Origin of the sequence: Rothia sp. HMSC069D01 (assembly GCF_001810135.1) — a bacterium.
GTDB lineage: Bacteria > Actinomycetota > Actinomycetes > Actinomycetales > Micrococcaceae > Rothia.
The window spans coordinates 162,044-182,571 of record NZ_KV800108.1 but is presented as its reverse complement, the minus strand read 5'-3'; the positions used below and the strand labels follow the sequence as shown (position 1 = coordinate 182,571).

The window sequence follows — 20,528 nt, the reverse complement described above, 5'->3', positions numbered from 1 at the left end:
GTAAAAGAAGGACGTATTCCCGTGGAAATTTATTCGTCACTCATGGGCGACAACCTCGCTGAGCTTGTTCTCCAATCGCCGTATCCTCAGGACGATTGCGCCGGGCACGAGCTGTGGGCGGTTACCGGGTATATCTCGCGAACTACCATTCTCAGCGCCCTGTATCAGGCTGACTTTACCCCCGGACGACGCTCTAAGGAGGGTGGTCATTGGGGTGAGATGAGCAAGTTTACCCCGACCTCGACCACGCCTAAGATTCATCTTCTGATTGGCATGGCACGAGACGGTGCAGTGAGCATTACGACTCATGAAATCCTCAAGGGCTGGGTCAAGGCTAGTCGCGGGTACCTGGATATTCGTTACCCAGATCCTCGCGTCTCTCCCCTGGTGCATACCAAGCTCTACGCTTGGGCGCAGAACGGCTCTTTCGATATTGCCTATGCTGGCTCAGCTAACCTGTCGACGGATGGTCTCAACATTGGTCGTGACCCTTCGGAATGTCAGCAGGAAAACATTCTTGTGCCGGTGTCGGTGGAGTATGCGGAGAACTATATCGATACGCTTTTCGGCGCTTCGCTGAGCTGCACCGACCCTGTGGTTGATTCTCTCTTCACCTTCCCTGAAGCGCCTGCGGACGTCCTGGCGAATAAGTCCCTGCCTCCGGTTCCTCCGCTCCCCGAGCCTGAGACGGAACGTGAGGAACGGCTGAAGGACTTCTCCTCCATCAAGCTGTACCTCTACAGCCATGCGGGTAAGGGTTCTTCGTACAACTGCGGTTCCGGCATTAACTGGGGTCTGCGAGATATCCGAGCCAATAAGGATGAAGCCTACTTTGCGGTTCCCGCGAACATTGGGCGGTCCAACTTCTTCCCTGTGAAGAACACCCCCATTGTGGTGCACTGCGATGACGGCGAAGACCTCATCATGCGCGTTGCCAGTGGTTCCGACCGCTGCGGTAAGGACATGTCAACCATCCCGAATTCCGAACTTGGCTCTTATATTCGTAAGCGCATGGGTCTCGACGAGGGTACCAAGGTCGGCATTCGCGAACTGCTCGATTACGGTCGAACCTACGTCACCATCAGCCGCACCTCTGAGGGCAACTACTATCTGGATTTCTCGCCCGAGGCTGCAGAACCTGATGAGTTTGCGATGCAGACCCCCGAGATTCTCAACGAGTTTTCCCACGAGGACGACTAGCGCCCCTGGCTGGCGCCCCCCCCCAGATGCGGCGAAGCCCCCTTGTGCCGGTTCTTAGTTGAACCGGGGCAAGGGGGCTTCGTCGTATCAGCCTCGTTCTGTCAGTTCTGTTAGCTCAGCCGGTGAGGTTAGCGCGGCTGGTAGGCGCGGGCACGCTCAGCGCGAGCACGGCGCGCCTCCGCATCCTGCAGGACCGGCACCAGCATACGCACCACCTGGCCCATGCCACGCAGCACCAAGTTCAGCCACAAACCCACAGACCACACCGCCGCCACACGCGGATGCCCCGTGCGCACCCACCGCACACCCAGAAAAGACAGCGAATAGTACAGCAGAAGCAGTAGCGACTCACGGAAGCGGTGCACCTGCCGAAGGAGAGGGTTCTGAGGAAGCTTCATCATGCCTCCCAGTATACCCACCGGAACCCCTCGCCGGGGCTCCCCCGCACTACCCGTAATAGTCGCGAATCGTCACCGTCTTCAACCCGCGCCGATCCAACAACGCCCGAATACGGTCCAGCTCAGACACCACACCCCGATAATTCAAATGCCCAATCACAATATGCTGAGCCAACGCATACTTCTCCGCATAGGCATACACCTCAGCCGAAGAAATATTAGACGAATCCGCCAACGACCCGTACCACAGAACCGGGCGCGTAAAACCACACGACGCCGCAGCCGCCAACACGCGCGCATCATAATACCCGTACGGCGGGCGGAAGTACGGCTTCGAAGACACCCCAAACAGGCGCCTAATCTCCTCATCATTACGGGTCAACTCCTGAACAATCTGCTCATCCGTCAGGCTCGTCAACGCCGCATGACTATACGTATGGTTCGCAATCTGCAACTGGCCGCTCTTCACCAGCGGCAACAACAGGTCACGATGCTGCCTAAACGCCGGGTACTGACCGTTGATAAAGAAGGTGAGGCGCGTGCCGGTACGGTGTGCGAACTCCGCGTAGGCGCGTACCACCTCCGGGTCGGCGCCGTCATCGACCGTCCACGCAATATACTTGCCCTCACCGGGCAGGCCGGTCTGCGGGCCGGTCCAGGCACGAGCTTCGGGAACCGGGTTCGACGAGGTCGCAGTCGCAGAAGCGGTCTTAGATGCCGCGGCAGTCGGGGATGGGGTACCCGTTGCGGAGCCAGATGCGGAGGGGGCAGCCGCCGAGCTTGCCGAAGGGGTCGAAGAAGGGCTCGCCGACGCACTACCGGACGGGCTGCTCGATGGGGTGTTCGACGGGGTACAACCGGTGAGGCCAAGACCCAGCACGCCGAAGCTCACCGCGCCCAGGCCAAAGGTACCAACGTGTTGTAAGAGTTCCCGTCGCCCCATGGAGGCGCGGGCAGAGGCGCCCGATACCATGTGGTCAGTAACGGGGTTGACGATAGCGGATTGACGAGGAGCGATAGGTGTTTCTGGGTGTGGAACAGTGTTCATATTACGAGTGTATGATGAGACCACTGTTAGCTATCGAAAAATTCAAAATATTACTTAATGATTAACAACTGCGCCATTAAAGAACCTCTACGTACTTTCAGTCCCCTCACTCACCGAAGACCACGCTCAGCGCACTAAGCTACCCCCGCCAGGCAATCCAGGTACAGCTCCAGCTACAGCGCAAGGTGCAACTCTAGGTAAGTACAGCGAGGCCCCTCCCCCAGAACACGTTCACAACGCGCCCGGGAAAGGGGCCTCAATATATAAAGTTCACGCAATCGTACTGCCAAGTACGCAGATACGATCAAGTACGCGGAGAGAAACCTACTCAGTTTCCGAAGCTTCCGGCTGCTCCGCCTTAGCAGAGTCCAGCGCATTCAGTGCCTCCAGAGCCGCAGCCTCCGCAGCCTCTTCGGCGTCCGCCTCAGCCACACGCTCAGCATCCGACTCAGCAGAAGTCACTGCCGTCGGGTTCGTCAGAACCTTCACACCCATGCTGCGCAGCGCATCCGTATTCGTGATTGTCTCGTCATTATCAATCAGGTATACCTTGTACCCGTCATTCCGCAGGCGACGCATCAGCTCCAGGAGCATGCTCTGAGCGACCTCATCCACCGCGTACACGCGAGTCACATCCAGGGCAACCTTGGAACCCTCCATCGGGGATTCCACAATCTCACGAATCACGCGCTCCACACCCGCAAAACGGATGCGGCCCTGCAACTGAATCAGACGCATAGACTCATCGCCCGAACCAATCTGGTAGTTCGCGCGCAACGCCGAACGAGCCACCGTCGGCACGTTCATCACGTGCATGCCCATGTCATCCGAGAACTGCTCGAACAGCTCCACACCGCGCACACTGTTACCGTGACCGTCAAGGCGCGGCGAGAACGTCGCCACACCCAGCTGACCGGGCACCGCACCAATGATGCCGCCGCCCACGCCGCTCTTCGCCGGCACACCCACCTGGGTCGCCCAGTCACCCGCAGAGTTATACATGCCGCACGTGAACATGACGCTCAGCACCTGACGCACCACAGTCTTAGGAACCACCTGCTCACCCGTCACCGGATGCACACCATAGTTCGCCAAAGTTGCCGCCATCAACGCCAAATCCTTGACCGTCACCATCAGCGAGCACTGGCGGGTATAACCCTGCACCGCCACGGTCGGGTCACCGGTCAGGATGCCGTGGCCGCGCAGCATGTGCGCAATCGCGTAGTTGCGGTGCGCGTGCTCCAGCTCAGACTCGTACACGCGCTCATTCACCGACAGGCGACGGCCCGCAAACGCAGACAGACCAGAAATGACGCGCTCCATGCGCTCGCCCTGAGTCGCACCGGGAGGACCCACCAGCGAATGGGTAGTAATCGCGCCCGCGTTAATCATCGGGTTCAGCGGCTTACCGGAGCCGTCCTCCAGGGACAGCTCGTTGAACGGCTCACCGGAAGGCTCCACGCCCACCTTCGCAAGCACATCATCATAGCCGCGGTCCGCGAGCGCGAGGGCGTACACGAACGGCTTAGAAATCGACTGAATCGTGAACTCCACATCGGAGTCACCGGCGGCGTACTGCTCACCATCAACCATGGCGATAGACGCGGCAAGCTTGTCCGGGTCCACGGCGGCAAGTTCCGGAATGTAGTTTGCCAACTCACCGGAGGTATCAGAAGCGACCGACTCGAGGGTCTCGGTCAGGTAAGTGGCAATAGGTGAATGCATAGTGTTCCGTATCTGCTGCTAATCGTGGTTGTTCTCGTCAAAAATTCCAGGATGCGCCCGCCCGCTGTTCCGTTTCAGCTATTCCGTTTCAGCTGGGCTGAGGCGCTCATCGTTGCAGGCTACCGCGACTGCCAAACTAAAGAGCCAGCCAGCGGACCTGTCAAAGTGTGCGGGTGAGGAGCACCTTTTGCTCCCTAAAGAGTGTATCTTTTGCATAGTTGAGCCACCAAATATAACGGTTGCCTCTCCCCCGCTATCTCTGGTTCTGGTACCTGTTCTGGCTTGCTATTTCTGCTCTATCTACCGCGGCGGGCAGACCTGCCGGCGAAGCATGGGCAAAATCTACGCGAGGCAAAACCTACGCGAGGCAAAACCTACGCGAGCCAGCCTACGGGTGGCGAATCGAAGCCGGCTCACGACCACCCAGCTCGGCGGTCTCCAGCTGGAAGGTCGAGTGCTCAACCGACACCTCAAAATGGCTCGCCACACACGAACGGATATGGTCCAGAATCGTCACCGCAGACCCGTCATGGAAGCATGAATCGGCAACCACCACGTGCGCGGTCACCACTGGCAGACCGGTCGCCACCATCGAGGCGTGCACATCGTGCACCTCTACAACGCCGTCAACGCGCAGCATGTGCTCACGCATCGCGTCCAGGTCCAGGCCGTCCGGGGTGAACTCCATGAGCACCGCCGTGGTCTGCTTCATCAAACGCATCGCACGCGGCACAATCAGCGCCGCGATGAGCAGGCCGGCAAGGGCATCCGCCTGGTAGAAGCCGGTCAGCCAAATCACGATAGCTGCCACAATCACACCCAGCGAACCCAGGGCGTCATTGAGCACCTCCAGGAACGCGGCACGCATATTGAAGTTCGCGTTCCTCGCCGTAGCCAGCACCGCAATACCAATAGCGTTCGCCACCAGGCCAACCACACCAAAAATCAGCAGCTCGGTGCCGGGCACCTCCGGCGGGGCGAACAGGCGATGCACGCCCTCCACCGCCGTGTAGATACCCACCGCCAGCAGCAGCACCGACTGCCCGAGGGCGGCAAGCACCTCAATGCGGCGGAAACCCCACGTACGGCGGGACGTTGCCGGGCGCGTCATCAGCGAAGCCGCCGTGAGCGCCACCAGCAGTCCGGACGCGTCCGTAATGGCGTGCGCCGTATCGGTCAGCAGGGCAAGACTTCCCGTGACCAACGAACCAATCGCCTGCGCCAACACAATAACGACCGCCAGACTGAACGCAATCAGCAGGCGCGGACGCATCGAGGCGGCGTCCTCCGGGCTCGGGGCATGCGAATGGTCGTGGTGATGCCCGTGATGCCCGCCGTGGCCGTGATGTGCGTGCGCTCCCATGAGTGACTCCTCAACTATGAACTGTGTTGTTGACTATCGAGAGTTATCGGCAGATAGCAAAATCGCCCGATTCACAAGAACCGGGCGACAAGCTCCTCAACCGAGGAAAACGTGGAGATAAGGGGACTCGAACCCCTGACCCCCTGCATGCCATGCAGGTGCGCTACCAGCTGCGCCATATCCCCATATTCTGTTAGTGACCTCAACGAGGCAACATGAATATATTACACACACCACGGACAGCGATGCAAACCAGCGCACCCAAAAATCCAAAAAGTTCCCGGCGGGTAAGCCAAAGGCTAAGCAAGAAGGGCGGACCCCGCGGCACCATACAGCGCCAGCAGAGCCCACCCCTCATCAGCTAAAAATCAAGCAGAAGCCTATGCCTCATCCTGAGCGGGAATGATGCGTGCAGCATCTTCCTCAGTCTCACCCTCAATGTCGAAGGGAGCCTCGTTCTCAACCCCCAGCTCAATACGCGGGGCCTCAGCCCACAGACGATCCAGAGCGTAGAACTCGCGGTCCTCCTCATGCTGAACATGCACGACAATATCGCCGAAGTCCAGCAGAATCCAACGACCCGAGGAACGACCCTCACGGCGGACAGGCTTCAAGTCAGCCTGCTCACGCAGAGCGTCCTCAACCTCATCCGCAACAGCGTTCACGAGGCGCTCATTGTGGGCAGAAACCACCAGGAAGCCATCAATCAGACCCATCGCGTCGGATGCATCCACAGCGAACAGGTTCGTTCCCTGCTTCTCCTCCGCAGCGCGGGCGGCAATGCGCAGAGCCTCAATCGAGGACTGTGCAGCAGTCATATTTTCCTTCCTTGCCGGCAGAACACCCGCCGGCAGCACCCCGCAACAGGGGTGCATTGTTCACGGCCTACTTAGGGCCAAAAATCATAATCAGACCAACAACGACCAGGGCGAGCAACAGCACAATCCACAGCCACGCCAGGGAGGCCTTCTGCGCAGGCTGCAGAACCTCTTCAGCCTTCTCAACAGCGCCCTTAGAAGCGGACTCCTTGGAAGCCTCAGCGGAAGGTACCGGAGCAGACTTGGACTCAGCAGACTTGGACTCGCCGTCTTCTGCGGCTTCCTCAGACTCTTCAGCGTCCTCGGTAACCTCTTCAACCAGAGCAGCCGACTCTTCGGGATCCTGACGATCCACCATGCGCTGCAGCAGCTCCTCAACCTCATCCGGGCTCAGAGCAACAGTCGGGTCGCCGTCCACCGAATCCACGGTATCCCCTGCGGAGGCGCTATCCAGCACGCTCAGGTCAAGACCCTGCGCGTTCACGGCGCTCACACGGGTGGGTAGCTCGTCAGCAGACTCTTCAACCTCGACAGCCTCAACGGTCTCTTCCTCAGCGGTCTTTCCCTCAGCGGAAGCGACCTCGGTCTCCTCAACCTCAGCGACGGAGCTGTCCAGCTCCTCAACTTTCGGCTCATCGCGCACCAAGTACTGGTGCAGCTCGGGTTCCGGCTTCTCCTCCTTAACCACGGCAATGACCGGGATCGAAGAAGTCATCGGGTTATCCACCGCGGAGGGGCTAGTCGCATCCACACGGTTCTGCGCGATCTCTTCGGGGCGAAGAACACGCAGGCTACTGGTCAGAGGAGCAGGCTCATGCAGCTTCTCCTCATCGTTCGCCTCAGTGTCAATCTTGCCCTGAGCCGCCAACGCCGCAAAACGACGCTGAACAGCCAAAACCTGCGGGTCAATAGCGTCCGTATGAATCACGGAGCCCATGTTCGCAACAGGCTTCGCGGGCTCACCGCGGCGGTTCGCACGCAGGTACTCGGCAACTTCTTCACGGTAACGGGCAAGACGGCGCGGACCCATCACCTTAGTAGGCGGCGGCACCTCAATGCCGTCCTCGGTCACGTACGTCTCGTAGAGGTACGCTTCGTCCTCGCTATAGGGCTTCGAACCCGTAGCTTCACTCATGTGTTCCCTCATTATTCGTAGATTGGGGTGCCTGCCCAGACTCATCTTTCACGTGAGGCAAGCCGTCACGGTACGCCGTCAAAGCGTCCTTCTTGTACAGGCCGTACTTAGCAATGTACTGCACCACACCATCCGGCACCAGGTACCAGATGGGGGCATCTTCAGCTGCGCGGCGACGAATATCGGTCGAAGAAATCGCCATCGCAGGAATCTTCAGGGTCGTAATATGACGACCCTCAGCCAGCGGCGGATCCAGCTCATGATCGGGGCGGGTCACGCCCACAAAAGTCGCCAAATCCCACAGCTTATGGGCATTGCGCCAGGTCATAATCTGGCTGATCGCGTCCGCACCGGTAATGAAGAACAGGTCAGCATCCGGGCGCAGGGCACGCAGCTCGTTAAGCGTATCAAAGGTGTAGGTGGCGCCGCCACGGTCAATATCAATACGGCTCACCGTAAAACGAGGGTTCGACGCGGTCGCAATCACCGTCATCAGGTAGCGATGCTCAGCGTCACTCACGTGCCGCTCCCCCACCTTCTGCCAGGGCTGACCGGTCGGAACGAAAACGACCTCGTCCAGGTCGAACACGGCGGCAACTTCACTAGCCGCCACCAGGTGTCCGTGGTGAATCGGGTCAAAAGTTCCACCCATCACGCCCAGACGCACCCGACCGGGGGTACGCGGGGGAATCGACTCGGTGCTCGGGGCACCAAAATCAAGGTGAACAGGTTGGTCAGTCACAAATGCCGTCCTTGCTGGGACAGAGACCGCACCACGGCAACTTAAAGAGCCACCACAGGTGCGGATGCGGGCAGGTACACAGAAGGTACGCAACACCGAAAACGGTGCCCGCGTACATTCCCCTCTATGCTACCTGCTTACGGTCAAAAACACCGAAATGACGGGGGTGAGCTAAGCCGCCAGTGGAATACCCAGCCAGCACGCCCAACCACAAGTTCTCCACAGGCTCACCCGCGTGTTCTGACACGCACATCCGGCTCGAGCGGCAACCACAGAACCTACAAGAAAGCACCGCACGCAAAAGAAAGCGCCGCGCACCGGAGCCAAACCCCGGTACGCGGCACCACTCACTGTCTATGAAACAGCTGTCTAGGCAACAGCTAACGCTTCAGCTATTAGTCCTCGACGTTCGGCATGTCGATATTCTCGTCGACCTTGCCTTCCTTCAGCTTCTTGCGGTACTCAACCGACTCGGTCCACACGCCTGCAGCGCGCTCGGACTCCAGCTCGGCACGAGCCTCCGCCTTCGCGTCCATACGCTCCTTGTACTCCACACGCTTCTGCGCACGAGTCGGGCGAATGATCTCTTCCAGACGAGCGTCCGTACCACGCGGGGAGGACAGCAGCTCAGCGCCACCGACCATGGTCGGCTCCCAATCGAAGATCACCGAGTTGTCGTTCTCACCAATCACCACGGCGTCACCGGCGCGAGCACCAGCCTTGAACAGCTCATCCTCAACGCCCAGGCGCGCCAGGCGGTCCGCCAGGTAGCCGACAGCCTCATCATTATTGAAGTCAGTCTGCTGAATCCAACGCTCAGGCTTCTCACCAATCACGCGGAACAGCGGCTCAAGGTTACGCTCCTCGCGGCGAATAGTGAACTCCTGCTTCTTCTTACCGCGGAAGCCCTTCGGGCGAACCACAGGAGCCTCAACAACCACGCGCTCCGCTTCCTTCTCGGCAGCGGCACGAGCCACACGGTCCTCCTCAACGAGCTGTGCCATCGCAAAGATCAGGGGCTTCAAACCCTCATGGGAAGCCGTCGAAATCTCGAAGACCTTGAAGCCCATCTCCTCAAACTCGGGGCGAACAAACTCAGCCAGCTCACGAGCCTCAGGAACGTCAATCTTATTGAGCACCACAATCTGCGGACGCTCATGCAGCGGCACGGTCACACCCGCAGTCGGGTCAACCTCATAGTTCTGTAGCTCGCCGCGAATCACCTCAAAGTCACTGATCGGGTCGCGGCCCGGCTCCAAAGTAGCGCAGTCAATCACGTGCACCAGAGCCGAAGAACGCTCCACATGGCGCAGGAAGCGGTGACCCAGACCGCGGCCCTCCGAAGCGCCCTCAATCAGACCCGGAACATCCGCGACGGTGTAGCGAACATCGCCCGCCTGCACCACGCCCAGGTTCGGGATCAAAGTGGTGAACGGGTAGTCAGCAATCTTCGGACGCGCCGCAGAAATCGCAGCAATCAACGAAGACTTACCCGCCGAGGGGTAACCCACCAGAGCCACATCCGCAATGGACTTGAGCTCCAGAACAATATCAGCTTCTTCACCGGGGGTGCCCAGCAGAGCAAAACCGGGAGCCTTACGCTTAGCCGAAGCCAACGCAGCGTTACCCAGACCACCCATACCGCCACGGGCAGCAACGTACTCGTCGCCCACACGCAGCAGGTCAGCCAAAACATTACCCTCGCGGTCCTTCACCACAGTACCCTGCGGCACGGTCAGAATCAGGTCCTCACCGTTAAAGCCGTGGTGCATATCGCCACGACCAATATCGCCATTCGGGGCGTGCTGGTGCGGGCTGTGGTGGTACTCCAGCAGGGTCGTGGTCTGGTTATCCACGCGCAGAATCACCGCGCCACCATTACCACCGTTACCGCCGTTAGGGCCGCCCAGGGGCTTAAACTTTTCACGTCGCACGGAGACGCAGCCGTTACCTCCGCGACCGCCAGATACATGTAAGACCACGCGGTCCACGAATTCTGCCACGGGTTCTCCTTATCTTGGAAAATCTTCACTTCGCCACCGCACGGCACACACCCATCATGCTGCGGATGCGGCGGCAGGCGCGACCGGGTTGGGGTGCGCCTCATCGTGGAGCCCAGCACAGGCGGGCATCCACGGCATTCGAGGTCATAGCGAGAGGGGGTAGACTAACGCCTACCCCCTCTGCCCTAGCGGTGAGTATTACTCAGCTGCTGCCAGGATGTTAACGACCTTGCGGCCCTTGCGGGTACCGAATTCGACGGTGCCTGCTGCCAGAGCGAACAGGGTGTCGTCGCCACCGCGGCCAACGTTCAGGCCGGGGTGGAAGTGGGTGCCGCGCTGGCGAACGAGAATCTCGCCTGCGTTGACGGACTGGCCGCCGTAGCGCTTAACACCGAGGTACTGGGGGTTCGAGTCACGGCCGTTACGGGTGGAGCTTGCGCCCTTCTTGTGTGCCATTCTGTATTCCTACCTTAGGGTTTGAATTCCGGTCGTTTCGATTACGCGTTGATAGCGGTAATCTTGACGGTGGTCAGCTCGGCGCGGAAGCCCTGACGCTTCTTGTAACCGGTCTTGTTCTTGTACTTCTGAATAACAATCTTCGGACCGCGCAGGTCCTCAACCTTCTCAGCAACAACCTTGGCGGAAGCCAGGGACTTTGCATCAGCGGTGACCTTGTCACCGTCGACGAGCAGCAGCACGGGCAGCTCGATGGTGCTGCCGGGCTCGCCTGCAACACGGTCAAGGGTAACGAGGTCGCCTACGGAAACCTTCTCCTGGCGGCCGCCAGCGCGTACAATCGCGTATGCCACTATGGGACTCACTTTTCTCGACAACTTGCTTCTTGGATCTCACACGAATGAGCAGCCTGCGCTTTCATTGCTGTGCGCCCTCCCCCGCCAGTCGAATGACCGCGAATAAGGAGGAACGGCCCGTGCGTTCCGGCGGGATTGCCCGCCGAAGCCAACACGCGAGGCTCACCGGTGGTGTCTCTCTCCCGCACGTTTCGACTCAGCCGAATACTCGACCACGCCGAAGACGATGCGGGTGGGAGCGGTGTCTCCCGCTGGCCCTGCGTCGATAGGGCTTCACTGAGATAAACACCAGTCCTTAAGGATACGGCATGATCTACGCGCCGCGCAATAGATAAATTTACGGATTATCCGCAGACACCACGTGATGCTCCTCTAATACTGCACCGCACTCTTAGTAGCGCCTTTAAAATGACGCAGCACACGCACAGAAAAAAATAGCCTCGGTAGGGAAGTTCCGGCTCGCCCTACCGAGGCTATCTCATATACACACACCATCGGAATTCCGATGATCGGAAGCTAAAGACTAATCGTCCTTACCTTCACGCTTAATGTCGGCAGCGGCAACGCCAATGCCGAACAAGACAGGGGCCGAAGCGTCATCAGCCACCGGAGCCACATCCGCAACAGAAGCGGAAGCAACCACGGAACCCTCAGCACGCTCGGAAGCGTCCACGGTCACGACCTGAGCACCGGCACCGGCGCTCGAAGCCGCACGGCGAGTGCGACGCTTACGCGGGGTCGAACCGGGCACCTGAGCCGCAGGCGTCTGATCCTCAACCGGAGCCTCAACCGCTGCGGGAGCTGCGCCCACCACACCGGTCACAGCCGGAGCACCAATCACGCCGGTCACAACCGGGCGAGACTCAGACTTCTCAATCTTATCAGCCTTTGCGGGTGCCTGCTCGGATGCCACGCTCTGCTCAGCTGCCTTCTCGGCACGCTTCTCATCAGCGGCACGACGAGCACGGCGGCGGGAGGCACGCGGAGTCTCACGAACATCCTCGATGCGCAGGTCCTCACGCTCAACACGCTTGGACTCCTGAGCCTTCTGCACACCCGAGTTTACCTCAGCGGAGGTTGCCTCAGCGTTCTGCTGCTCAGCGTTCTTCCAATCAGCGTTCTGGCGCTTGGACGAACGACGCTCTTCCGAACGATCCTCACGGCCCGAACGGAACGACTCACCCTCAGTGCGGGCAAGACGGCCAGCCTTCTGAGAAGCACGAGCCTTCGCCTCGCCGGCGCGAATCGCCTCGAAACGATCCGAGGAGCGGCTAAAGCGCGGGTCGAGCTCCGGGTCGACGTGGTGCTCGTCCTCCAGCGCACCCGCGCCGGAATCCTCAACAGCGGCAATATCCGCATCGGTCAGCTCGCGGCGCTTACGGTTACGAGAAGACTTCTTCTCGCCACGCTTGGACGAACGACGCTCCTCAGAACGGTCCTGATCAGAACGTTCCTCAGCAGAATCCTTCGAGGAATCCTCAGCGGACTCCTCCACACGGTCAAACGCGCTCGCCAGCTGCTCCAGGGAGAAACCACCCTGCTCACCAATCCAGTTGCCCTCGGTGACCTCAGCGACCTTGTCCTCACGCTGAGCAACCTCCGCGTGAGCCTGCTCGCTGGCAGCCTCGGCAATACCCTGAATCTCCTGCTCAAGCGAAAGCTCAGCGGTCTCCGCGCGGCGCGAACGCTTGCGACGCTTACGCTTCTTACGGGTCGAAGCAGTCTCCTCCGAAACGTCCTCGCTCTGAGCGGATGCGGCAGCCACCGCAGCCATAGCGTTACGGCGCTCAGCCTTCTTCGACTCCAGAGCATCCTGCTTCTGCTGGTCACGAGAATCCTCGCGGGCAGCGGCACGGCTACGCTTACGGTCATTACGCTCATGGCGGTGGATGTAATCCGACGCGCCACCGCTACGACCGCTCAGCGGCTGATCGTGAACCACCAGGCCACGGCCGGCACACTGCTCGCAGGGCTCCGAGAAGACCTCAAGCAGACCGGTACCCAGGCGCTTACGGGTCATCTGAACCAGACCCAGCGAAGTCACCTCAGCCACCTGATGCTTGGTACGGTCACGGCCCAGGCACTCAATCAGGCGACGCAGAACCAGGTCACGGTTCGACTCAAGCACCATGTCAATGAAGTCAATGACGATAATGCCGCCAATATCGCGCAGACGCAGCTGACGGACAATCTCCTCAGCAGCTTCCAGGTTGTTCTTGGTGACAGTCTCTTCCAGGTTGCCGCCGCTACCGGTGAACTTACCGGTGTTCACGTCCACCACAGTCATGGCTTCGGTGCGGTCAATCACCAGCGAACCACCCGAAGGCAGGTACACCTTACGGTCCAGTGCCTTCGCCAGCTGCTCGTTAATGCGGTAGTGATCGAAGAGGTCATCCGCGGAATCCCACTTCTGCAGGCGGGAGACCAGGTCCGGCGCCACGTACGTCACGTACGCCTCAATGGAATCCCAGGCGTTCTCGCCCTGAACGATCATCGCGGTGAAGTCCTCGTTGAAGACGTCACGTACGGTCTTAATCATCAGGTCAGGCTCCTGGTAGAGCATCTCCGGAGCCAGCACCTTACGGGAGTTAGCCTTCTCCTGAATCTCTTCCCACTGCGCACGCAGACGGTTAATGTCGTGGGTCAGCTCCTCCTCAGAAGCACCCTCCGCCGCGGTACGAACAATCACGCCAGCACCCTCGGGCAGCTTGTCCTTCAGAATCTTCTTCAGGCGAGCACGCTCAGTGTCAGGCAGCTTGCGGGAAATACCGGTCATCGAACCACCCGGCACGTACACCAGGAAGCGGCCGGGCAGGGAAACCTGGCTGGTCAGGCGGGCACCCTTGTGACCAATCGGGTCCTTGGTGACCTGCACCAGAACCGAATCGCCGGGCTTCAGGGCGTTCTCAATCTTGCGGGGCGCACCGTCCAGACCGGTGACATCCCAGTTGACCTCGCCCGCGTACAGCACAGCGTTGCGGCCGCGTCCAATGTCAACGAACGCAGCTTCCATGGACGGCAGAACGTTCTGAACCTTACCCAGGTACACGTTACCAATCAGGGAATCCTGCTGGGTCTTGGATACGAAGTGCTCAGCCAGCACGCCGTCCTCAAGCACACCAATCTGGATGCGGCCGTCCTTCTGACGAACCAGCATCTGACGGTCCACAGACTCGCGGCGAGCCAGGAACTCAGCCTCAGTCACGATGTGGCGGCGGCGGCCCAGGGAGCGGGACTCGCGGCGGCGCACACGCTTCGCCTCCAGGCGGGTAGAACCGCGCACACCGGTCACAGTGTTGGATGCGTGAGAGTCAGCCAGTCGCGGCGCACGCACCTTGGTGACGGTCTCAACGTCGTCATCAACGCCGCCCTCAATCTCAATATCTTCGGTACCGCGGCGACGGCGACGACGACGGTGGCTCGTCACCTCAGCCTCAGCGGCAGCCTCCTCACGGCGGCGCTCCATGCGCTCCTTACGCTTCTGCTCCTCGGCAGCGGCGCGGCGTGCCTCACGCTCCAGCTTGGCGGCAACAGCGAGCTCGCTCAGCTCCTCCGGCTCGGGTGCCATGAACAGCGGCATCGCACCCATGGGGGTACGCGAGCGCAGCTCCTGCAGCTTTTCGCGCTGCAGGTCGCTAATGGTCTTTACGGGCTCGGGAGCTACTTCAGGCTCCTCAGCAGACTCTTCTACTGCGGGTGCCTTGAGTGCAGCCTCTTCGGTTGCGGATTCCTCAACAGCTGCAGCAGCCTCGGCGGGCTGCTCTGCGGCAGGCTCTTCAGCGGGAGCTTCAGCCTTCTCAGCCGGTGCGGAGGTTACGACCTCAACCTTGGCGGTCTCTTCCTTCGCCTCAACGGCAGACTCGGCAGCGGGCTCAGCCGCCTTCTTCTCAGCAACCGGCTCAACAGACTCAGCGGCGGGGGCAACAACTTCCTCCACCTTAGCGGTCTTCTCAACGGTCTCAACCTTCGCGGTGTTCTCCACGACAGCAGGCTCAGCAGCCTTCTTCTCAGCAGCCTCAAACAGGCTATCGAGGGTAGAAGCGACCTCGGTCTCAGACGTAGCGGGAGCGGCAACCTTCGGTGCCGGCGCGTGCTTAGCCTTAGCGTTACGCAGGTTGGTCAGGCCAGCAGCAATCGCCTCATCCAGGGGAACCTCAGGAGCCTTCTCCTTCTTCGGGCGACCCGGACGGCGGCGCTCAGTACCCTGCTGGGCGTCAGAGCTCTCACGAACATTCTTACGCAGAGTTTCACGGGTCTCTGCAGAGGCGTTCTTCTCCTCCGCGAGGGCATTCAGCGCCTCAAAAACCCCAAGTTCGACGTTCTTCTCGTCAGACATTAATCTTCTTTCGTTACACCCTGCTCCGCACCGCAAGGATTTTAACAGCGCGCATACAGCGCAAAGCCTAGTTGCTGTCACCGCGGCTCAAGCCTCACCCTACGGTGCGCGTTCATCGCGGGCACTATCTCGTTCAGTGCTTCTGCCGTAGGGGGCGAGCGGGCGGAACGCAGAGCGCGCCGCGACGGTCACAGCCACCTCGCTCTCGAGCACGGCACGCTCACACCCTTCCTGGGTGCCCTGCCGGTCTTCGGGTTTCTTCGCCGAGGCGGGCGGCCCGCGCGGTGCGACAGTTATGCTCCGCGGCTTATAGCCGGCGCTCTTCGGGTACTCTCCCTCGATGCGTTGGTGGGGATCTTTATGCGCGTGCGGGGCGCACAAGACACCGTGTTCCATTATACCCGGTAGAGGGTACCTCTAAGCCACCCCGCCCATCCTATCTGGGCTCCACCTCCCGGCAGGATACGCGGGACACATTGCAGCGGGGCACATTGCGGCAGTCGTCTAGCGGGTACAGCAAAGCCGGGCGTGCCACTACGCATCACCCGGCTTCAAAAAACTTTCAGAGAAGGGACTAGTTCAGACCCAGCTCCGCATCGCGCGCCTCACGAGCCTGCTGAGCAAGCTTCGGGTCGGTCGGCAGGTACTCCGGACCGGAACCGGTCGCGAACGGAACACCCAGAATGAAAACAAACGGAGAAACCACCAGCAGAATCACCCACAGCAGCGAGAAGTGACCGGCGGTCAGCAACAGCAGGGCAGTCAGAAAAATAACGGCAGCAGCGCCCATTGCGGCAATTCCGGCAGTCTTCACGGTTCTCCTCGAAGGGGTATCAAGAATCTAGTGTCCAGCAGAACGGCAGGCAGTCAACGCCGCAGGCAAACCCCGCGGACGGCTCCAGCTGACGCCGCTCAAGAATATACCTGACCATTATACGCACCGGCGCCGCCTCCCCGCTGACCGCCGCCGGCAAAGTCACCGGCGCCTCCCCCGCTACCCGGCGCCCCAGCCCGGCGTATTCTGCCCGGCACGATCAGCCCGGCGTATTCTGCGCAGCCTCACCCACCCGCAGACGCAACAACGCCCCGGCACCAACAGGCACCGGGGCGTTGCACGTTCGGGGCATCAGCCCTCAAACCAAGCTCAGAGATGAACGCTTAGCGCATCATATTCACAATGACCTCAAAGAAGCGGATCACAATAATGCCGAAAATCAGGATCAGCCACAGGCTAATCGCAAACCAGGACCAGCCGCGAGCGCTCTCACGCATCGACTGCGACGCCGGAATAACACCCGCCGAAATATTGCGGACCGTGGTCTTTACAAAAAGCGTGATGGTCATAACCCACACGATCATGCAGAACAGGCACAGGGCATTAATCTGGAACGTCGTCTGGTACCACAGCCACATAATGAAGGCGGTCGCCGCAGCCAAACCAATGTTCATGCACACCCAGAACCACTTCTTAAACTGTGCACCCGCCATGATTGCGGCACCGATAGTCACCACAATCGAGAAGCCCACCAGACCAATGAACGGGTTCGGGAAGCCGAAAGCTTCCGCCTGCGGGGTGCGCATCACCGTGCCGCAGCTGAGCAGGGCGTTGATATCGCAGACCGTGGAGTGGCCGGCATCAATGTAAATCTGCAGGCGCTCGTACACCAGAATCGCTGAAGAAATGAGTGCGATCAGGCCGGCGCCAACCAGCCAGAATCCGAGCTGTCGGTCTGAGTAGCTGCCCGGGGTTCCCGCGTGCCCGTGCTGCGCTTCTTTTTCAGCGTGGGTGGGCTCGGTAGTACTCGATGCGGCGGTACTCATACGACTCCTTTAGATAGTGTTTTACGGTGATACTCACCGGCGCGGCATAGCCAGCACCCCGGAAGCAGTACCCCATTTATCCTAGCCTCTCACATTGCTCAATAGCACGCCATTAGCTTCTACATTTACTATATGACGCCTCAGATCATGCAAATAGGCGCATTTTTGTGACGTACCTTAAACACAAAAGCCCCGGAAGGAGCCCGCAACGTAGCGGCGGGCGGGACCTTCCGGGGCATGGTGCGCATGTTTTCTATGGCATTCGCCTTATCGACGCGCGGCGGCTCCCACGGCAACTACCGTGGAGCGCACAGACGGCACGTGAGGGCAGTGCGTTAGGGCAGCGGGTGGGTGTACGACTCGTCAAAGAACTGCTGCTCCAGCTCCACCGCGCGGCTAAAGAACTCGCGGGCACGCTGCGCATCCGACGGGCCCACACGGTCCAGTTCGCGGCGCAGGAAATCAACCAGCTCACGGAACTCCGGGTAGTCGTGCAGGGTAATCCACTCGTGGTGCACAAACGATTCGGGACGCTTGGCGGGAGCCTTCGACGCCCAATCCAGGTACAGGCCCTCGCAAACCACCAGCACCGACAGGATCGCCGCGTAGCTGCCGCTAGCCGCCGCGTCGAGGAAGAGACGCTTGAAGCCGGTGGTCGCCTCCGTATCGGGCATGGAGTCACGCTGATGTTCGGTCACGCCCAGAGTCTCAAAGCAACGCAGGAAGTAGGTGTTCTCATCGCCGGCAATTTCGCCCGCGAACTTGGAGAGGCGCAGACGACCCGCGAGAGTATCAGCGTTAGCAATCGCGCCACCAATCAGGGCGAGGAAGGTATCGAGGAAACGGTAGTCCTGCACCAGGTACCCCGCCATGACCTGCGGGGCGATTGAGCCGTCAAAAAGCTCAGCAACAAAACGGTGATTCGTGGCGGAAAGCCAGGTGGCGAGGTTCTCCTGACGCAGCGTCTCCGTGAACGAATCGGTGCCGATCAAATCGTTGAAGGGTGCGGGCATGATGGGTGCCTTTCACTATGTGGCATACCGTCGCTGGTATGCGTATGTGTGCGGGTGTGTTGGTGCGGCCTCAGGCGTTGGGGCCGGCGCCTCAGCGAATATAGCACCGTGACGCCAAGGCGTGCCCGGTTTTGCGCCCCCGGTGCCCACAATTTTTCGTTATTTTCGATTTATGGGTGGGTGGAGGCGGAAGATACCGGTTGCACTCGGGCGATTGGGGTTAGGTGAGAGCCCATGGGAACACGTGAGAAATCATGCGTTCGAGTGGGAGCACGAGGGCAGAGGCGCGAAAAGGCGGGGCACAAAAAACGGGGCGCCGCTCCCCCAGCCGGTAAAACCAACTAGGGGGCGGCACCCCGCCTTCTCATCAATAACCTCAGTGGGCTTTATTCGTCTTCGGAATCATCGTCACCGAAGAAATCATCGGTGTACGAGTCACCCAGCGGCAGACCCAGCGAATCCTCCAGCGAAGAACCCGCCGCAGACTCGCCACCCAGCTCAGCCATGATGCCGTCCAGCAGCTCATCCGGCTCAGCAGAGGCAGCCGCAGCCGCAGCGGCAGCCAGAGTCGAAGCCGACGCCGCACCCGCAGAACCCGCATAAGCACCCTCGGCGCCCAGCTCATCCGGCAGCTCCTCAGCCTCAGCGCCGGGGGTCTTCGCCTGCTCATGCGCAGCCAGCAGGGTACGCGCCTCACCGATGACCGTAATCGAACCGGTAATCAGCACGCCCGCCGACTCCTGCTCGAAGAGGGCGTTCTCCATGGCGGTGGCAATCGCCTCGTCCAGGTGCTCGAACACCTCAATCGAGTCTTCGTCTAGACCAGCGTCCAGGGCGAGCTCGTGCAGACGCTCCGGCGCAATCGCACGCGGCGAATCCGACGCCGCCAAGTACAGGCGGAACGTGCCGTCCGAAGCGTCCACGTACTCTTCGCGCATGGTCTCAAACATGCCCAGAGCATCCTTCTCACCCAAAATACCGACCACGGAATGCAGGTGCGACAGCTTGAACGCCTCAGTCAGCGCAGCCGCGGAAGCACGCACGCCGTGCGGGTTGTGGCCCGCATCCAGGATGGTCAGCGGCTCGGTGCGCACAACCTCCAGACGGCCCGGCGAGCGCACCGTCTCAAACGCGGTACGCACCACGTCCTCGGGTAGCTGACGCTGACCGCCGAAGAATGCCTCCACGGCGGCGAGAGCCACCACGGCGTTCTGTGCCTGATGCGCACCGTGCAGGGACAGCGGAACATCCGGGTACTCGCCCGCCAGGCCGCGCAGGGTCAGCAGCTGACCGCCGACCGCAAGCTCACGGGAGACAATGCCGAACTCCACGCCCTCAAAGGCGAAGGATGCTTCCTTCTCGCGGGCAGAGGCGAGTAGCACATCCGCCGCTTCCGGGTCCTGTGCGGCAGAAACCAGGAAGCCGCCGGGCTTGATAATGCCGGACTTTTCGGTTGCGATCTCGGCGAGGGTTTCGCCGAGCATATCGGTGTGGTCCAGACCGATCGGGGTGACCACGGAAACCACGCCGTCGGCAACGTTCGTGGAGTCCCAAGTGCCGCCGATACCGACTTCAAGCACCACCACATCCACCGGCTCATCCGCGAAAATCGCGAAGGCAAGCACGGTAACGGACTCGAAGAAGGTCAGGGCGGGCTCGCCGCGGGAGGTCATCTCCGCGTCCACAATCTGCAGGTAAGGGGCGATTTCCTTCCAAATACGCACAAAGGTGGCATCCGGTACGGGCGCGCCGTTAACGCAGATACGCTCGGTGACGCTTTCGAGGTGCGGGCTGGTAAAGCGGCCCACGCGCAGATCGTGGCCGAGCAGCAGCGCCTCAATCATGCGGGCGGTGCTGGTCTTGCCGTTCGTGCCGGTGATGTGGATGACCGGCGCGGCACGGTGCACGTCGCCGAGGATTTCGACGGCGCGCGCCACGGCGTCCAGGCGCGGCGCCATCTTGTTTTCGGGTGCTCGCGCCAGCAGTTCACCGTAGACCCGCTCCACGCCCTCGGGGTCGGGAATTGCGGGGTAATTCTTCTCGCTCATTGTTCTCCTCACTGGGATAGCCGGCCGGTGCCGGCGGGGGCCCACCGTGCGGCGGGATAACCGTGC

The 20,528-nt window shown here is 60.5% G+C and carries 16 protein-coding genes and 1 tRNA gene; 1 reads left to right on the top strand and 16 read right to left on the bottom strand.

All coding sequences use genetic code 11. The features are described 5' to 3' along the window. Window positions 1–21 precede the first annotated feature (21 nt). Window positions 22–1,200 (top strand): restriction endonuclease PLD domain-containing protein, encoded by a 1,179-nt coding sequence (locus HMPREF2710_RS05235; RefSeq protein WP_138187176.1) that lies wholly within the window; start codon window positions 22–24, stop codon window positions 1,198–1,200. A gap of 128 nt (window positions 1,201–1,328) precedes the next feature. Here the strand turns inward: HMPREF2710_RS05235 and HMPREF2710_RS05230 are convergent, their stop codons facing one another. The 16 genes from HMPREF2710_RS05230 to HMPREF2710_RS05155 form a co-directional block, all read right to left on the bottom strand. Then, window positions 1,329–1,601: a hypothetical protein gene (locus HMPREF2710_RS05230; RefSeq protein ID WP_231840305.1), complete on the bottom strand. Its 273-nt coding sequence runs from the start codon at window positions 1,599–1,601 to the stop codon at window positions 1,329–1,331. 46 nt (window positions 1,602–1,647) lie between these two features. Further along, on the bottom strand, window positions 1,648–2,571 hold the full coding sequence (locus HMPREF2710_RS05225) for a polysaccharide deacetylase family protein (protein ID WP_371326372.1): 924 nt from the start codon (window positions 2,569–2,571) through the stop codon (window positions 1,648–1,650). A 399-nt stretch (window positions 2,572–2,970) separates the two neighbouring features. Then, window positions 2,971–4,371 carry a glutaminase gene (locus HMPREF2710_RS05220; protein WP_070599900.1) on the bottom strand — a complete coding sequence of 467 codons (1,401 nt, stop codon included), beginning with the start codon at window positions 4,369–4,371 and terminating at the stop codon, window positions 2,971–2,973. 388 nt (window positions 4,372–4,759) lie between these two features. Then, a complete protein-coding gene (locus tag HMPREF2710_RS05215) occupies window positions 4,760–5,734 on the bottom strand; it encodes a cation diffusion facilitator family transporter (RefSeq protein WP_070599897.1) in 975 nt (324 codons plus the stop codon). Window positions 5,735–5,846: 112 nt separating this feature from the next. Next, a tRNA-Ala gene (locus tag HMPREF2710_RS05210) sits at window positions 5,847–5,919 on the bottom strand. A gap of 195 nt (window positions 5,920–6,114) precedes the next feature. Further along, entirely contained in the window at window positions 6,115–6,552 is a 438-nt protein-coding gene (gene rsfS / locus HMPREF2710_RS05205) for a ribosome silencing factor (protein WP_005505774.1), read from the bottom strand. 67 nt (window positions 6,553–6,619) lie between these two features. Next, entirely contained in the window at window positions 6,620–7,687 is a 1,068-nt protein-coding gene (locus HMPREF2710_RS05200) for a hypothetical protein (protein WP_049362730.1), read from the bottom strand. Further along, window positions 7,680–8,429 (bottom strand): nicotinate-nucleotide adenylyltransferase, encoded by a 750-nt coding sequence (nadD, locus tag HMPREF2710_RS05195; RefSeq protein WP_049362728.1) that lies wholly within the window; start codon window positions 8,427–8,429, stop codon window positions 7,680–7,682. The genes HMPREF2710_RS05200 and nadD overlap by 8 nt, the downstream gene beginning before the upstream one ends. A 395-nt stretch (window positions 8,430–8,824) precedes the next feature. Then, the gene (obgE, locus tag HMPREF2710_RS05190) at window positions 8,825–10,432 is read right to left on the bottom strand and encodes a GTPase ObgE (protein WP_070543682.1); all 1,608 of its coding nucleotides are present in this window, start codon (window positions 10,430–10,432) and stop codon (window positions 8,825–8,827) included. Between the two features lie 198 nt (window positions 10,433–10,630). Then, complete coding sequence (rpmA, locus tag HMPREF2710_RS05185) at window positions 10,631–10,888, bottom strand: 50S ribosomal protein L27 (RefSeq protein WP_005505766.1); 258 nt, start codon at window positions 10,886–10,888, stop codon at window positions 10,631–10,633. A gap of 41 nt (window positions 10,889–10,929) precedes the next feature. Next, window positions 10,930–11,241, bottom strand: a complete 312-nt coding sequence (rplU, locus tag HMPREF2710_RS05180) for a 50S ribosomal protein L21 (protein WP_005505764.1) — start codon at window positions 11,239–11,241, stop codon at window positions 10,930–10,932. 526 nt (window positions 11,242–11,767) lie between these two features. Next, window positions 11,768–15,580 (bottom strand): Rne/Rng family ribonuclease, encoded by a 3,813-nt coding sequence (locus HMPREF2710_RS05175; RefSeq protein WP_083303490.1) that lies wholly within the window; start codon window positions 15,578–15,580, stop codon window positions 11,768–11,770. A 574-nt stretch (window positions 15,581–16,154) separates the two neighbouring features. Next, window positions 16,155–16,394, bottom strand: a complete 240-nt coding sequence (locus HMPREF2710_RS05170; protein WP_012903409.1) for a hypothetical protein — start codon at window positions 16,392–16,394, stop codon at window positions 16,155–16,157. A 344-nt stretch (window positions 16,395–16,738) separates the two neighbouring features. Beyond that, entirely contained in the window at window positions 16,739–17,401 is a 663-nt protein-coding gene (locus HMPREF2710_RS05165) for a vitamin K epoxide reductase family protein (RefSeq protein WP_012903408.1), read from the bottom strand. A gap of 335 nt (window positions 17,402–17,736) precedes the next feature. Further along, on the bottom strand, window positions 17,737–18,414 hold the full coding sequence (locus HMPREF2710_RS05160) for a TenA family protein (protein ID WP_070599894.1): 678 nt from the start codon (window positions 18,412–18,414) through the stop codon (window positions 17,737–17,739). A gap of 386 nt (window positions 18,415–18,800) precedes the next feature. Continuing rightward, window positions 18,801–20,462, bottom strand: coding sequence for a bifunctional folylpolyglutamate synthase/dihydrofolate synthase (locus HMPREF2710_RS05155; protein WP_070599891.1), 1,662 nt, complete (start codon window positions 20,460–20,462; stop codon window positions 18,801–18,803). Window positions 20,463–20,528: the final 66 nt, after the last annotated feature.